Source organism: Mycobacterium florentinum (assembly GCF_010730355.1).
GTDB lineage: Bacteria > Actinomycetota > Actinomycetes > Mycobacteriales > Mycobacteriaceae > Mycobacterium > Mycobacterium florentinum.
Window position 1 is genome coordinate 50,377 of sequence record NZ_AP022576.1, and the last position, 14,837, is coordinate 65,213.

General features: G+C 66.7%; 17 protein-coding genes and 1 tRNA gene. 9 read left to right on the top strand and 9 right to left on the bottom strand.

The genetic code is table 11. The annotated features are described in order from the left end of the window. Positions 1-12: 12 nt before the first annotated feature. Positions 13-1,215, bottom strand: coding sequence for a PPE family protein (locus tag G6N55_RS30050; RefSeq protein WP_179968107.1), 1,203 nt, complete (start codon positions 1,213-1,215; stop codon positions 13-15). Between the two features lie 189 nt (positions 1,216-1,404). Here G6N55_RS30050 and G6N55_RS00265 point away from each other — a divergent pair. The 3 genes from G6N55_RS00265 to G6N55_RS00275 all read left to right on the top strand — a co-directional run bounded on the left by G6N55_RS00265 (position 1,405) and on the right by G6N55_RS00275 (position 3,634). Then, positions 1,405-1,476 (top strand) — tRNA-Val (locus G6N55_RS00265). 281 nt (positions 1,477-1,757) lie between these two features. After that, on the top strand, positions 1,758-2,810 hold the full coding sequence (locus tag G6N55_RS00270; RefSeq protein ID WP_372517605.1) for a 3-deoxy-7-phosphoheptulonate synthase: 1,053 nt from the start codon (positions 1,758-1,760) through the stop codon (positions 2,808-2,810). A gap of 74 nt (positions 2,811-2,884) precedes the next feature. Then, on the top strand, positions 2,885-3,634 hold the full coding sequence (locus G6N55_RS00275; RefSeq protein WP_085220547.1) for a thioesterase II family protein: 750 nt from the start codon (positions 2,885-2,887) through the stop codon (positions 3,632-3,634). A gap of 12 nt (positions 3,635-3,646) precedes the next feature. Here the strand turns inward: G6N55_RS00275 and G6N55_RS00280 are convergent, their stop codons facing one another. Together G6N55_RS00280 and G6N55_RS00285 are read right to left on the bottom strand one after the other, a co-directional pair. Continuing rightward, entirely contained in the window at positions 3,647-4,042 is a 396-nt protein-coding gene (locus G6N55_RS00280) for a DUF6319 family protein (protein WP_197747400.1), read from the bottom strand. Positions 4,043-4,222: 180 nt separating this feature from the next. Next, positions 4,223-4,756: a helix-turn-helix transcriptional regulator gene (locus G6N55_RS00285; protein WP_232078879.1), complete on the bottom strand. Its 534-nt coding sequence runs from the start codon at positions 4,754-4,756 to the stop codon at positions 4,223-4,225. A 273-nt stretch (positions 4,757-5,029) separates the two neighbouring features. Here G6N55_RS00285 and G6N55_RS00290 point away from each other — a divergent pair, with 273 nt between their 5' ends. The 3 genes from G6N55_RS00290 to G6N55_RS00300 all read left to right on the top strand — a co-directional run bounded on the left by G6N55_RS00290 (position 5,030) and on the right by G6N55_RS00300 (position 7,790). After that, positions 5,030-5,332, top strand: a complete 303-nt coding sequence (locus G6N55_RS00290) for a hypothetical protein (protein WP_232078880.1) — start codon at positions 5,030-5,032, stop codon at positions 5,330-5,332. Positions 5,333-5,794: 462 nt separating this feature from the next. Further along, the gene (locus G6N55_RS30055) at positions 5,795-6,628 is read left to right on the top strand and encodes a DUF732 domain-containing protein (RefSeq protein WP_085220544.1); all 834 of its coding nucleotides are present in this window, start codon (positions 5,795-5,797) and stop codon (positions 6,626-6,628) included. A gap of 49 nt (positions 6,629-6,677) precedes the next feature. After that, positions 6,678-7,790, top strand: coding sequence for an epoxide hydrolase family protein (locus G6N55_RS00300; RefSeq protein WP_085220543.1), 1,113 nt, complete (start codon positions 6,678-6,680; stop codon positions 7,788-7,790). 4 nt (positions 7,791-7,794) lie between these two features. Here the strand turns inward: G6N55_RS00300 and G6N55_RS00305 are convergent, their stop codons facing one another. Genes G6N55_RS00305 through G6N55_RS00315 form a run of 3 tightly spaced genes read right to left on the bottom strand, consistent with a single transcriptional unit; the run spans position 7,795 to position 9,791 of the window. Next, on the bottom strand, positions 7,795-8,193 hold the full coding sequence (locus G6N55_RS00305) for a VOC family protein (RefSeq protein ID WP_085220542.1): 399 nt from the start codon (positions 8,191-8,193) through the stop codon (positions 7,795-7,797). Next, positions 8,190-8,978: an SDR family NAD(P)-dependent oxidoreductase gene (locus G6N55_RS00310; RefSeq protein ID WP_085220541.1), complete on the bottom strand. Its 789-nt coding sequence runs from the start codon at positions 8,976-8,978 to the stop codon at positions 8,190-8,192. Before G6N55_RS00310 ends, G6N55_RS00305 begins: the two co-directional genes overlap by 4 nt. Then, on the bottom strand, positions 8,979-9,791 hold the full coding sequence (locus G6N55_RS00315; protein ID WP_085220540.1) for an oxygenase MpaB family protein: 813 nt from the start codon (positions 9,789-9,791) through the stop codon (positions 8,979-8,981). It lies immediately after the preceding gene. Positions 9,792-10,040: 249 nt separating this feature from the next. Here G6N55_RS00315 and G6N55_RS00320 point away from each other — a divergent pair, with 249 nt between their 5' ends. Next, positions 10,041-11,021 carry a cobalamin biosynthesis protein gene (locus G6N55_RS00320; protein ID WP_085220539.1) on the top strand — a complete coding sequence of 327 codons (981 nt, stop codon included), beginning with the start codon at positions 10,041-10,043 and terminating at the stop codon, positions 11,019-11,021. Here the strand turns inward: G6N55_RS00320 and G6N55_RS00325 are convergent. The 3 genes from G6N55_RS00325 to G6N55_RS00335 are packed head-to-tail and all read right to left on the bottom strand — an operon-like array spanning position 11,003 to position 12,937. Next, entirely contained in the window at positions 11,003-11,827 is an 825-nt protein-coding gene (locus G6N55_RS00325) for an SURF1 family cytochrome oxidase biogenesis protein (protein ID WP_085220538.1), read from the bottom strand. The genes G6N55_RS00320 and G6N55_RS00325 overlap by 19 nt on opposite strands. Continuing rightward, positions 11,827-12,351 (bottom strand): low molecular weight protein-tyrosine-phosphatase, encoded by a 525-nt coding sequence (locus G6N55_RS00330; RefSeq protein WP_139826689.1) that lies wholly within the window; start codon positions 12,349-12,351, stop codon positions 11,827-11,829. The genes G6N55_RS00325 and G6N55_RS00330 overlap by 1 nt, the downstream gene beginning before the upstream one ends. Then, positions 12,308-12,937: an HAD-IA family hydrolase gene (locus tag G6N55_RS00335; protein WP_085220536.1), complete on the bottom strand. Its 630-nt coding sequence runs from the start codon at positions 12,935-12,937 to the stop codon at positions 12,308-12,310. The genes G6N55_RS00330 and G6N55_RS00335 overlap by 44 nt, the downstream gene beginning before the upstream one ends. A gap of 190 nt (positions 12,938-13,127) precedes the next feature. Between G6N55_RS00335 and G6N55_RS00340 the strand changes: the two genes are divergently transcribed. Beyond that, entirely contained in the window at positions 13,128-13,979 is an 852-nt protein-coding gene (locus G6N55_RS00340) for an alpha/beta hydrolase (RefSeq protein WP_085220535.1), read from the top strand. Between the two features lie 97 nt (positions 13,980-14,076). Beyond that, complete coding sequence (locus tag G6N55_RS00345; protein ID WP_085220534.1) at positions 14,077-14,835, top strand: sensor domain-containing protein; 759 nt, start codon at positions 14,077-14,079, stop codon at positions 14,833-14,835. Positions 14,836-14,837 lie beyond the last annotated feature (2 nt).

The following is a 14,837-nucleotide window of genomic DNA, read 5'->3' on the forward strand; positions in this document are numbered from 1 at the left end:
GGGTTTCGACTGCTACTCGACTGCTGAGAGCGCGTCCATGAGTGCGTCGACGTCGAGCTGGGGCTGGATTCCCGCGGTTCCCGCCAGCCCCGGCGCGCTGGTTGCCACGGCCGCGGGTGCGGCGGCCAACGCGCTCGACGAGCTGGGAGCGACGGCGGGGAGGAAGTACGGGGTGGCGGTGACGGGGCCGGTGATGACGCCGCCGGCGTTGATCGCGGTGACGAGGCCGGTGCTGGCATTGATCGTGACCTCGACGCCGCTGCTGCCGGCGGTGACGGCGCCGCTGGGAATGGTGAAGCCGCCTTGCGACCCGAAAAAGGGGCTTGGGCTGTTGACGAAGACTTGGCCGCTCGTGATCGTGGCATTGAAGTTGAAGATGTAGACCCCACCGGCTTGGGAAGTGCGTATGACTCCGGCGGAGAGGTTTATATATGTGACGTCGGTGTTGGCGGTGAAGGTGGCGCCGTAGGTGGCGGACACGGGGTTGCCGGGGGTGACGGTGAAGGTGGTGCCGGGCTCGAGGGTGGCGCCGCCGGGTGCGATATTGGCGGTGCTGCCATTGGGCAGGGGCGGGTCGACGAGGTTGGCCTGCTGAGTGGCGAGGCTTTGGGTCAGGGATTGGGTGCGGGCGGCGGTGGTGTTAGCGGTGGTTTGGGCCACCGCACGGGCCTGGTCGTTTTGCCCGGACGGGTTGATGGTCTGCGGTGGTTCGTCGAACGGGGTCATCGTGCTCGCGGTCGCCGAATCGGCGGCGTAGCCGTACATGGCGGCGGCGTCTTGCACCCACATCGCCATGTATTCGGCTTCGGTGGCGGCGATCGCGGCGGTGTTCTGCCCGAAGAAGTTGGTGGCGATCAACGCCATCAGCTGCGCGCGGTTGGCGGCGATCATCGGCGGGGGCACCGTCATGGCGAACGCGGCCTCATAGGCGGCGGCCGCCGCGTACGCCTGGGTGGCGGTGATGCCGGCCTGGGCTGCGGCGGCCTGCAACCACGCCACATACGGTGCCGCCGCGCCGGACATGGCCAGCGCCGACGGGCCGAACCAGGCCAAACCGGTCAGCTCAGACACCGACGTGGAGTAGCCCGCGGCACTGGATTCCAGCTCGGCGGCCACCGCATTCCAGGCCGCCGCGGCGGCCAGCAGCGGCCCCGACCCGGGACCGGCATACATCAACCCCGAATTGACTTCTGGGGGTAACAACCCGAAATCCATGAAATCGTGCTCTCGTCGGCCGGCGCGTTCGCCGACCATCGTCGAACGAAGCCACGGCAGTTCGTTCCGGGACCGACTACTGCATTTTTCGCCCGCATCAGGCAACGACTACTGCATTCATCGTTCGGCGGTACGTTTTGGGCGGCAGGGCCGCGCCAGGTAACCTGCTGCGGGTCCGTTTGGTTACAAGGGCGCGTAGCTCAGTGGTAGAGCTCTGGTTTTACACACCAGCGGTCGGCGGTTCGATACCGTCCGCGCCCACCCAACATCGACCTCGCGCGCTCGGTCGATTGCGTTGCTCGCGTGGTGTATGTTCAACGTCGTGAAAATCGGCGTGCGCGTGTATTGGCGCTTTATCGTGGCTCCGGGTGGGGCCGTGAATAGAGCGTCCGACTGACGTAAGTCCACGACCGATACCCGGAGCCCGGCAGTGACCACAAGGTCGCTGCTTTTTTCATCTCGGGGCATCGGGAACCAGGGGCGTGCCGCGAGAGCAGCACAGGAAGGCACACCCTCCCATGTCGATCACCACCAACCGTGGCATGACAACGGTCCATACGTCCGACCGTCGAATCATCTCGGTTCGAGAACTCCCGGCGCCCAACGTGATTCGCGCCGAACTACTGTTGAAGCCTGCACAAGCTGAGGCGGTCCAACAGGATCGTGACGAAATCGCCGACATCCTGACCGGTTGCGACGATCGATTGCTGGTCGTGGTCGGGCCGTGCTCGGTGCACGATCCAATTGCCGCGCTCGACTACGCACATCGACTCGCGCCATTGGCCGCCGACCTGTCCGACCGGCTGAAAATCGTGATGCGCGTGTACTTCGAGAAACCACGCACCACCGTCGGATGGAAGGGGCTCATCAACGATCCCGGTATGGACGGCAGCTTCGACGTGGAACGCGGGTTACGCACCGCAAGGTCGTTGCTGCTTAACATCGTCGAGCTCGGGCTTCCGGTGGGGTGTGAGTTCCTGGAGCCCACCAGCCCGCAGTACATCGCCGATGCGGTTGCCTGGGGTGCGATCGGCGCTCGGACCACCGAGTCGCAGATCCACCGCCAGTTGGCGTCGGGGTTGTCGATGCCGGTCGGATTCAAGAACGGCACCGACGGCAACATTCAAGCCGCGATCGACGGTGTCAAAGCGGCCGCGGCATCGCATAGCTTCTTCGGGACCGACAGCTGCGGCCGCGTCGCAATCGTCGAAACCGCCGGCAATCCGCACTGCCACGTGATCCTCCGGGGCGGTTCGAGCGGTCCGAATTGCGACGCCCCCTCGGTGTTCAGCACGGCTGCGCGACTGCGCAGGGCGGGCTTGTCCGAGCGAGTCATGATCGATTGTTCGCACGCCAACTCGGGTAAAGACCACGTCCGTCAGGCTGAGCTCGCGGCCGAGCTGACTGCCCGTATCGTCGCGGGCGAACGCGGCATCGCCGGCCTGATGCTGGAGAGCTTTCTGGTAGCTGGGGCCCAATCTGACCGCGGCGAACTGATATACGGCAAATCCGTTACCGATCAGTGCATGGACTTTCCCACCACGGCGGCCTTGCTGACGAACCTCTACCAGGCCAAACGCTTGGCCGCCCGGTAGGAAGCGAGACTGATGCTGCGCTACGTTCCGCTCGCCGTGGGGAGCGTGGCACGGGTTTCAAGATAGGGGTGGATATGCCAGTTGAAGGGACGACGTGGCTTCGCCCGTTGCGGGTCGCGCCGGCTGCCCGTGCGGTCGTGGTGTGCTTTCCGCCCGGCGGGGGATCGGCAGGGGCATACCGAGCGCTGGCGAAGCAAATCGCGGACGGAATCTCGGTGTACGCCGTGCAGTACCCCGGGCGGCAGGATCGGCTGGGCGATCCGCTCGTCACGAGTCTCGCCGAGCTGGCTGAGTACGTGACTGCTGACCTGCTGAGTTGGGGCGCGCTGCCGAATCTGGCGCTGTTCGGGCACAGCATGGGCGCGACGGTTGGATTCGAGGTCGCCCGACGGTTGCAGTCAAAGGACCGCGATCTGCTCCGACTGTTCGTGTCCGGTCGGATCGCGCCGGACGCCCCCAACCGTGGCCGCCTGCACACGGGGTCAGACGCCGACCTGATCGCGGACCTGGAACGCCTGGCCAACGATCCGTCCTCGCTGGCCGTGCTGCGCGCCGAGCAGGCGCTTGCGGAAGTGGTGCTGCCGCCGCTACGGGCCGACTATCAGGCGGTCGAGACCTATGTGTTCGAGGCGAGGGAAAAACTTCGGTGCCCGGTCTCGGTGATGCTCGGTGACGCCGACCCGACGGTCACAGTCGTGCAGGCCGGGGAATGGCGTGCCCATACCGACGGGGAGTTCGAGCTGACGACCTTTCCCGGCCGACATTTCTACCTCGACGAACACGTATCCGAAGTAGCGGCTCACCTCGCCTCCCGCCTGGGGTGAACGCGGTCTCTCTCAGTTCAGCTCGGCGAGGACCTTACGGGCGGCTTCGAGTTCGGCTTCCAAGGCGGCGATCTTCGCGGCTTGCTGGGACCGTGCCTCTTCGATTACCTCGTCGATCGGAGTTGCGAGGTCCTCATGCAGTTCCTTGGCCGCCCGGGAGACAGCCGCGGCGGCGACAGCGAGGTTGCGGGCCAGGTAGGTGGTGCCCTGCTTTAGCTCCGCGTGCCACTCACCGTCGGCGGTGCCGGTGACAGTGAGGGTCAGCTCGAGAGTCTTCGTTTTCTTGCCCGTCGCCTTCTTGGCCGGTGCTTTCTTAGGCTGGTCGCCGGAGGACGTTTCGGCGATTGGCGCCTCGGGTGCCGGTGCACTCCAAGGTGGTGTGTTCTCGACAGACGTTTCTACCGCCATGGTGTCGACGCTCATCGTTGCGATCCCCCTTCTGAGATTGCCCGCGCCGGGCGGGCTGGACTGAGCGACCATTAGAACACACGTTCGACCGTGAATGGTTCAACAAGAGCGACGTGGCGTGTTGACTCCTCGGCGGTCGGCGGTTCGATCCCGTCCGCGCCCACCAATGTTTTGCGGGTATCACCCGAGCCGCGGGGTGCGCCACCGCGACAGATCCGCATCGAGCACCGCAGGATCGCGTTCGGGAAACACCTCTGAAGTGATCTCCAGGTGCCGGATGCGGTCGAGGTGAAATCCGCGGATGCCTTCGCGCAGCCGACACCATCCCACAAACATCCACGAATCGCCTCCGCGCAGCAGGCCCATCGGTTCCACGTCACGGGTGGTGTGGGTCTGGCCGTCCTCGGCGGTGTAGTCCACCCGGACGACCCGGCGCGCGGCGATCGCCTCGGGAATCAGCGAGATCGCCGCCTCCGACGCCGGCTGAGCGTCGATGACGAACATCGACGCCAACGCCTCATCGATCGGCGCGAGCTGGTCCTCGCGGCTGATCGCGAGGACCTTCGCCCGGGCCCGACGCGCCGCCGCACCATACGGCGAGGACTCCAGCAGACCGAGCCCCGCGAGCACCGCCAGCGACTCCGGGACCGTGAGATTCAACGGCGGCAGGGAGTGTTCCCGCAGAATCGAATATCCGCATTGAAAGTTCGCCACGACAACGTTGAGAGCTGACGGCTTCGACAACTCACCACGGCCAACCGATTTTGGGCGGCCGCGGTCACCCGGCTAGGAACCGGATTTGGGGGCGAATTTCGTTCCACGAGTTCGGATTTACCGATCGCCGGGCTGCGCTCGATCCTCGCGCCGGACTGCGTCGCGCGGGCCCGTGAGCTAGCCGCCGCGAAGCCCACCGAAAGCGTTGCCAGGGCAGCCGATCTGCTCGAAGACGCCGCCGGTGCCGGACGTCGCGGCTAAGTAGGCATTTGGATGAACGCGAGGTTTTCCATTGTCGGCAATGACATGGGTATGGCATTGTCTGGGGGCGTGAGCGAGCTACCCGGTTCCGAGAGCGCCAGCGCGGGCCACGCGACGCCTGCCGCCGGGCCGTTATCGGCGGCGAATCAACCGGCGACCAAGGCCGATCTGTATGCCGCGGTCGATGCCCTGCGCGCCGACATGCGCGAGCTGATGAACGAGGTCCGCAAGCTGATTCAGGAAGTGGATCGCCAGGTGACGGACGCCGAGCGCGCCACGGGCGTCGGGGGTCCCGGCCTCGACGATGAATGGTGACGCGGCCTTATTCGAAGTGACTGTGCAGCAATAGTTTTGGTACACGTCAGCCGTTTGAGTTTGTCTCGTCGAATGATGATGCTCGCGCGAATATTCCGCTATGCGGAAGACTTCATTCACTGCTCGGATAGCAGCTAGTCAACGGTAGGGCACCCGCAGTACGATCCCCGATATGCCGTTGACCTGCGGCAATTTGCTCAAAATATCGAGAACCGGCGTCAGCGCGGGCGATGCCTACCGCCTCGTAACAGAGACGGAACCGGGTGCCGCGTTTACGCGTCTTAGCGTGGTGCGCGTCGACGACCGTGGTCGAGCCGCGACGTCCGCTCCACTTCCTCTGGCGATATTCGCAACGCGAACTTGCGTTGGGGTGCGCCGGATTCGTAGGCGATCACGCCTGCGGCGCAGGTGAATATCCGAAGTCCGCAGGGGGACGGGCTCTTGCAGAACGGAAGTACTCTCATGTTTACCCGTACCTCTAGATTCGCTGTCAGCGCCCGCCATGCCGGCAGTTCGGCTACTGCCGTTGTGTTGCTAAGTGCCGCTGCAATTTTGCGCGCCGGCTCGGCAGCGGCTGACGCAAACCAGGACGACCAGTTTCTGGCATTGCTGACCCAGCAAGGCATTCCCGCCCTCGAAGGCGTGCCGAGCCTGGTCGATACCGCCCACAAGGTCTGCCACGCACTGAATGACGGCATTCCGGCGGACCGGGTAAGAGACGCGCTGGTCGACTATGCGGTGAGCAATGATCCGTCTCAGCGCCAACTCGCCCCCGGTCGCCTCGCGCGCACCGAGGCGCGATTCATCGTTGCGGCAGTGGGGGCCTATTGCCCAGCCAATCGCGGCAAGCTTGGTGCCCTCATCACCCATTCCTCGTCGGGATGGAATGCGCCGGCGCGCCCGGTGCCCGACGACATTCGCCCGTCGACGTTCCACGGGCGCGGCGCCGCGCTCGGCGCGCTGATCGCAGCGATTCCTCCTGCAGGGATCATCGAGCCGGACCCGCCGCGAATTCCGGAACCGTCGCCACCGGTGGAGCATCTCCTGGCACCACCCCCGCCGGCGGTCGCCTCGCCCCGACCGCAACAGCCTCCTCGACCGCAGCAGCCGCCGCCGGCTGCCGTTGCTCCGCAGCCGGGGGCCGCTCCCGGTCTTGACGGCGACGGCGGTGTCGGTGGTGGCCACCCGGCCGGGCCGCCGCCCTCGCCAGCGGCACCGCCACCGCCGCCATCGCCCGCGTTACCGCCGCCACCCGCGCCGCCTTTGGCGCCGGGGTATGTCCGGCTCGCGCCCTGAGAGCACGGGCGGCTGTCGGCCGGTTCGCGCGCGGCGGCACTATGAATGCGTGAAGCCGTTTCGAATCGACGTTCCCGACGACGTACTCGATGATCTGCGGTCGCGCCTGGCGCGCACCCGATGGCCGGAAGCCGAATGTGTGGACGACTGGAGTCAGGGCATTCCGCTGGCCTACACCCGCGAACTGGCCGACTACTGGGCCAACGACTACGACTGGCGACCGCGTGAGGCCGCGCTCAACCGCTTCGACCAGTTCGTCACCGAGATCGACGGGCTGGACATCCATTTCATCCACCAGCGATCGCCGCACTCCGACGCCTTCCCGCTGGTGATCACCCACGGCTGGCCGGGCTCAATTGTGGAGTTCCACAAGGTGATTGAGCCGCTGACCAATCCGGCGTCCGGGCGTGCCGAGGACGCGTTTCACGTCGTATGCCCGTCGCTGCCCGGGTACGGCTTCTCCGGCAAGCCCAGCCGCACCGGGTGGGGCGTGGAAAAGATCGCCGAGGCGTGGGAGCAGCTCATGCTTCGCCTCGGCTACGAGCGCTACGGCGCCCAGGGCGGCGACTGGGGTGCCGCGGTCACCACGCAGATCGGCCGCAACGGCGGGCACTGCGCGGGCATTCATCTGAACATGCCCATCGGCCGGCCGGGGAACCTCGACAACCCGACCGAGGAGGAAAAAGCGGCCCTGGCCAGCCTGTCCGAGCACCAAAAGTGGGGCATGGGGTACTCCACGCAGCAGTCCACCCGGCCGCAAACGCTGGGCTACGGCCTGCTCGATTCGCCGGCGGGACAACTGGCGTGGATCGTCGAAAAGTTCTGGGCGTGGGCGGATTGCGACGGGCACCCCGAAAACGCGCTCAGCCGAGACGAGCTGCTCGACAACGTGATGGTGTATTGGGTGACCGGTACCGCCGCGTCCTCGGCTCGCCTGTACTGGGAGAGCTTCCGGGTCTGGCGGGGCGGGGACCGCGTCGAATTGCCCACCGGCGTAGCCGCTTTCCCCGGTGAGTTGTTGAAGCCGCCGCGGAACTGGTGCGAGACGAGCTACAACATCACGCACTGGACCAAGATGCCGCGCGGCGGCCACTTCGCCGCGTTCGAGCAACCGGAACTGTTCGTCGACGACGTCCGCAAGTTCTTCGCGACGGTGCGCTGACGGGCTAGCCCGGAAGCGCGAAGAACTCCAAGGCAATACCGTCGGGGTCGCGGAAACTCAGCCCCGAGCCGTAGGGCGCGTCCACGATGCCACCGTGCTCGATCCCGAGCTCGTCCAGCCGCGCGACCCAGCCCTCGAGCTCGCCGCGGTCGGCGCAGCCGAATGCGACATGATCCAGCCCGACGCGGTGTTCGCTGAACTTCTCGTCCGGGGCCGGGTGGTCGTGCTGATGGATGCCGAACAACGTGCCGCCCGCGATCATCCAAACCTGATGCCGATAGCCGGCGGTGTCGTCGTGCTCGTCGGCGATGGGGTCAGCGTCGAAGAGACGCCGGTACCACGGTCCGCTGACGTCGACATCGCGCACCGTGACCGCAACGTGGTTGAGGGTCGGGAAGGTCATGATCTGACCTTACGCGCGCCGCCCAGCATCGGGCCGCTGGCCGAGTATCCACCGTCGACGGCCAGCGCGGCGCCGGTGACGAATGAGGCTTCGTCGCTGGCGAGAAACAATGCGGCGGCGGCCAATTCGGCGGGCTCGCCCCAGCGGGCCATCGGCGTCGGCAGATATCCGCCCGGCGGCACCTCGTCGTCGGGCTTTGCCCCGGCCAGCCCGGTATAGGTCATGCCGGGGCAGATCGCGTTGATGCGCACGTTCGTCTTGGCGTAGTCGAGCGCCGCGGATTTCGTCATCTGCACCACCGCCGCCTTGGCGGCGGCATAGCTGGACAAGCCCTTCCAGCCGACGAGTCCGGACGCCGACGCGGTGTTGACGATCGAGCCGCCACCGGTGTCGAGCATCGCGGGGATCGCGTATTTCATGCCGAGGAACACGCCCTTGAGATTGATCGCCAGGATCTTGTCGAACAGGGCCTCGTCGGTGTCGGCCAGGGCCACGTGCGGCCCACCGAATCCGGCGTTGTTCAGCAGCACGTCGAGGCGACCGAACCGGTCGACGGCGGTCGCGACCATGCGTGCCACATCGGCGGCGTTCGTGACGTCGACGCGCACCGGTACGGCGACATCGCCGAGCCGATCGGCGATGTCGTTCTCCTGCCCGCTGATGTCGGCACAGACGACGCGGGCTCCTTCGTCGGCGAACCGGCCGGCCGCCGCCCACCCGATACCGGAGCCGGCGCCGGTGACGATGGCGACTTTTCCTTCAAGACGGCGGGCGAAACGGCCCATCTAGACGATCCGCCAGCCGCGACGCGCCCGAAATCGCATGTCCCACAAGTAAAGGCGATAGCCGAAGATCCACGCGCGGTGCGGGATGAACAGGTCGGCCAGCCGCAGGGCGGACACCAGCCACCCGAACCGGCGCTGCTGACGCTCCGACCAGTCCAGCTGCATCATCGCCCGGAACTCCGGGGCCAGGAATCCCGTCGTCGCGAACAGGTTGAGCGGGCCGGCCATTACCCGCAGCGGCCAGGGCAGAAACGCCATCGAGGCCACGCCGCGCAGATGCTCGCGCACCGGCGGGTCGATACGCAGCTCGTCGAGCGAACGCTTCCAGTACTCGTCGAACGCGACGAGGTCTGGCGGCCACATGCGCTCGGGCACCTGCAGCGTCGTACCCAACCGCTTGGCGTCGCGATAGACCGCCTCGGCGCTGGCCTCGTCGAGTGGGCCGTGCAGGAACTCATGCTGGTCGACGAAGTAGCGGTACAGGCAGGCCGCCACCCACAGCTGCAGCTTGGGGTCGAAGGCGTTGTAGGCCACCGGGCTGACCGACGTCGACCGCACCTGGCGGTGCGCGACGTCGACCGCGTCGCGGATCAGCGCCCGGTCGGACTCGGTCCCGATGGTCGCCACCGCGAGGTAGGTACCGGTGGTGCGGGCCCGCTTGAACGGGTGCTTGTAGACGTTGCCGCTGTCCACCGGGCTTTCCAGCACGCCGTAGCCAACACCGGGCAAGGACAGCTGCATGATCACGTTCGCGGCGGGGAGCAGCGGCGCCGCCGCGTTGAGCAGGTCGGCGACCCGGGTCACGGGCTTCATGTAACCGAGTAGACCACGAGAGAGGTCAACGGCCCAGACGTTAGTTCCCGGCGAAAGTGGGCAGACATCGATGATGAGCACCGAACGTGGTGATGGCAGGCCCCCGGACCCCCGGTGCGTGAGCGAGCTCGATACGTCCTCACTGCTGTGGTGGGTGCTGGCCGCGATCGCCGTCGTGGCCGCGGTGCTGATCGTCGTGTCGGTCGCCTAGCGGGGCGACTCGTAGCACGCGTGTGAGACGCTGCCGAAGTGCTTGCGACGCGGACCCGGATCGTCGGCGTGCTGGTCGGGTGCCTGGCCGACCTCGCGCTGAGCGACCCCAAAAGGGGTCATCCGGTCGCGGCATTCGGCCGGGCGGCAGCAACGCTGGAGCAGTTCACCTACCGCGACGCGAAGATCGCCGGCGCGCTGCACGTGAGCCTGGCGGTCGGCACGGTGGGCCTGATCGGAACGGCCGTGCAGCGGGCCACCGCACGCGGGAATCCGATCTTGCCCGTAGCCGCGACCGCCGCGGCCACCTGGGTTGCACTGGGCGGGACGTCGTTGGTGCGCACCGGCCTGGACATGGCACAGCTGCTGGACCGCGACGACATCGAGGCCGCGCGGCGACTGCTGCCGTCGCTGTGTGGCCGGGATCCGGCCCGCCTCGACGGTTCGGGGCTGACCCGGGCGGCGCTGGAATCCGTCGCGGAGAACACCTCCGACGCTCAGGTGGCGCCGCTGCTCTGGGCGGCAGTGGGTGGAGTGCCCGCCGTGCTGGTGTACCGCGCGATCAACACCCTGGACGCGATGATCGGCCATCGATCGCCCCGCTACATCCGATTCGGTTGGGCCGCAGCACGATTGGACGATGTTGCCAACTATGTCGCGGCCCGGGTGACCGCGGCGCTGGTGGTGGCGTGCGCACTGCTGGTCGGCGGATCGCCGTCGGGTGCGGTCGCGGCCTGGCGCCGCGACGCCGTCCGCCATCCCAGCCCGAACGCCGGGGTCGTCGAGGCGGCCTTCGCCGGGGCGCTCGACGTGCGACTGGGCGGGCCCACGCAATATCTTCATGAGCTGCAGATTCGCCCCACCCTGGGCGACGGGCGAGCGCCCACCGCGGCCGACCTGCGCCGCGCGGTGGCGCTGTCGCGGATTGTCCAGCTTGGGGCCGCGGCGTTGGTAGCCATCGGGTGCGCGTCTGGGGCGCCCTCGGCGCACACTCGACGGGCTCAGCGCCGCCGGCCGTAGCGGTCGGCGAGTTTCTCCTCGACGGTCATCGGGGTTTCGGGGGCCTTCGCCTGCTTTTCTTGGCGCCGAATCCGGATCTCGGAGTAGGCGAAATAACCAAGCCCGATCGGGGCGACGATGCCGAACGAAATCCACTGGATGCCGTAGGACAGGAACGGGCCGGCGTCGAGGTGCGGCACGCCGATCACGCCGAGCCCGCCGGGCTGGCTTTCGACCAGCTGCAGGTACGACCCGGCCAGCGGAACCTTGGTCAGCACCGAGACCTGGTCGGTGTTGATCGAATACACCTGCTGTACACCGTCTCTGGAGAACGGCTCCTTGTCCACAACCGCCGGTTCGGAGTCGCGCAGCCGCGCGCTGATGGTCACCGTCTCCTGCGGCGGGCGGGGGATCGGCGGGACGTGCGAGCCCGGCTCGGGGCGCACGTAACCGCGGTCGACGAGAACGGTCGGCCCGCCGTCGACGACGAACGGCGCCAGCACCTCGAAGGCCTGGTCTCCCTCGACGACCCGCAGTCGCGCCAGCACCTCGACGTCGGGCAGGTAGTGCCCGGTCGCGGTCACCCTGCGCCATTGGGCATTCGGCGCCGACGAATCCTGCTGCGGCAACAGGGTTTTCAATGGCACCGGTGCCGTATTGAGGGAGTTCTCGATCTGGTGGTTCTCCCGTGAAGTGCGGGCATTCTTTCCGAGTTGCCACGGCGCGAGCACCATGAAACACAGGTAGGTGAAGGCGATGACTACCAGGATCAGCGCTATCCAGCCTGGTCGTAGCAGGAATGCCAATCTCGCGAGGAAACGTGGCATCAACCGTGCCCGTTTTGCGCTAGTTGCTCGTCGACCCAGTCGTGCAGGCCGGGCAACGCGGCCTCGATGACGGCCAACACCTCTTCAAAGTCGGCGTGGTTGCCGTAGTAGGGATCCTCGACGTCGAGGGCGTGGGCGCCCGAGCGCGGGTCGAACGAGCGCAGCATCCGGATCCGGTCGCTGTCGACGCCGAGCTGCTGCAACATCCGCAGATGATTGCGGCCGAGGGCCACCACCAGGTCGGCGCCCAGGTGGTCGTCGTCGACCTGCGCGGCGCGGTGCTCGGTGGAATAGCCGTGGGCGCGCAGGACCTTGGCCGCCCGCTCGTCGGCGCCACTGCCGACATGCCAGTTGCCGGTGCCCGCACTGGTCACGCGCACCGCGTCGCCGAGACCACGCTGGCGCAGCTGGTCGGCGAACATTTTCTCGGCCATCGGTGAGCGGCAGATGTTGCCGCTGCAGACGAATGTCACGTGCAACTCAGACACCGAGCGCCCTCCGCAGCTCGGAGATCGTGGCGGCATGCGTCACGCCGGTCACGGTGTAGCCGTCGGCGAAATCGGCCTTGCCGTAGCCCCAGCCGACCACCACGGTGTCGATGCCGTGCGCGGCCGCCCCGTCGACGTCGTGGCTGCGGTCGCCGACCATCAGCACTCGCTCGGGCAGCGGTTGCAGCTGGGCCAGCGCGTGCGCCAGGACGTCCTCCTTGCTGCGGCGGGTGCCGTCGGGGAGGGCGCCGGCGATGACCTCGAAGTGCCCGTCGATCGAGAAGTGGGCAAGGACGCGCCGCGCCGTCGGCTCCAGCTTGGAGGTGGCCACGGCCAGCCGTACACCCGCGGCGCGCAGGTCGGCCAGCAGCGGCTCGATCCCGTCGAACAGGCTGTTGATCGCCCAGCCCCGAGCGCCATACTCCTCCCGGAACGCCGCGAACGCCGCGTCGGCGTCCTCCCCGAGCATCAGCTGGAACGTCTCGTCCATCGGCGGGCCGACGATCTGCGCGGCCAGGTCACCGTCGGGCACGGGGGCGCCGATGTGCTCGAGCGCATGGGTGAAGCTGGCGACGATTCCCGCCGCGGAATCGGTCAGGGTGCCGTCGAGGTCGAAGATCACCAGCTGGGGCGCCTGGGAAACTGCTCCTGTCACGTCACCATTCTCGTTGATTGCCAGTAGTGCGGCATCAAGGGCCTCGCTGGAGATGCGCTCAGTTCGCTTCTAGGGGATTCTTAGTCTGGTAGGCAACGGGTTTCGTTGCCTACCGTTTTTGCCAGCGTCTGCGCCAGCAGTTGCGGAAGGAAGCACCATGACCGGTAGCACCATCACGGATTGGGAAAAGGCGGAGATCGACAAAGCCAACGCCTCTGGACTGACTCCGGTGGTGTTCGTGCATGGTCTGTGGTTGCTGTCCAGCAGCTGGCAGCGTTGGCGTGAGTTGTTCGAAGCGAACGGATACGCGACCATCGCCCCCGGTTGGCCCGACGATCCGGCCACCGTCGCCGAGGCGTTCGAGCATCCAGAAGTCTTCGCGCACAAGACAGTTCAAGCCGTCACTGATCACTATCTGGAAGCCATCGGGCAGCTGACGAAGAAACCCGCGGTCGTCGGTCACTCCTTCGGCGGCTTGATCTCCCAGAAGATCGCGGGCACGGGTGCGTCGGTGGCGACCGTGTCGATCGACAACGCCCCGTTCAGAGGGATTCTGCCGCTGCCGATCTCGGCGCTGCGCTCGTCGTTCCCGGTGCTGGGCAACCCCGCCAACCACGGCAAGGCCGTCGCCCTGACCTTCGATCAGTTCAAGTACGGCTGGGCGAACAACCTCGACGAGGCCGAGGCCAAGGAACTGCACGACACCTATCACGTGCCGGCGCCCGGCCTGCCGCTGTTTCAGGCGGCGATTTCGAATTTCAACCCGGCCAGCGAGACCAAGGTGGACTCGAAGAATCCTGACCGCGGCCCGCTGCTGATCATCGCGGGGGAAAACGACCACACCGTGCCGCTGGCGGTCACCGAGGCCACCTTCAAGCTTCAGTCCAAGCACAACCCGGGTGTCACCGAGATCGAGCGGATCCCCGCCCGCGGCCACTCCCTGGTCATCGACAGCGGCTGGAAAGAAGTCGCCGATGCCGCCGTGAAGTTCATTCAGCGCTTCACCTGATTTCGCGCCTGCGCGCAGGCTCGCCGCCAGTTTGCTCGAGACGCAGCGAGCCAGGCTATGCTCAGCCCACGAGGGGGGCTTTGAAGGGTGAAAATGCATGCGCCGATTAACAGTCGGAGTCGTCATCGTTGCTGTCACGTTAGTTGCTGCCTGTGGCAGCGGCGACGGCAACGGCCCGGCTTCGTCGAGTAAGACCACAACCACCACGTCGTCATCGAAGCCGCCGATCGCGCAGGCCGCGCTGTCGAGTCTGTTGCTCACGCCGGCCGAGGTCGACACCGTGCTGGGCGTCACGGGGTCGGCGAGCAAGGACAAAATCGACAAGCTGCAGGACGACTCGACCAAGCAGCCACCGGGACCGCCGGGCTGGAAGTTTCCCGACGAGTGCGTTTACACGCTGGGCCCCGCGGAGGCCCCCGTATACGCGGGCAGCGGCAACACCGCGGTCAGCGGTGACGCCGACTCCACTTCGCTGGGAAACGACCAGGACGTCATGGTGGGCCAGGTGGTGGTGTTGTTCCCCTCCGCCAAGGAGGCGAATGACTTCTTCAGCACCTCCGCCCAGCGCTGGCCTGCCTGTGCGGACCGTCAAATCAACGTGCCTGCCAAAGACGACGGCACCCAGATGACATTCAAGATGGGTCCGTTCGCCAACACCAACGGAATCTTGAGCGTTACGCAGACGACGACCATGACCATGAGTGGCCAACCCGACGCGATGACCATCACCGTTCAGCGGGCGCTGACGGCGCGCAACAACGTTGTCGTCGACGTCGTCCTGATGCGCAAAGACCCGGCGGACTTGGGCGTCAAGGTCGCAGCTCAGATCGCCGGCAAGATCGACAAGCAGCAGTAGCC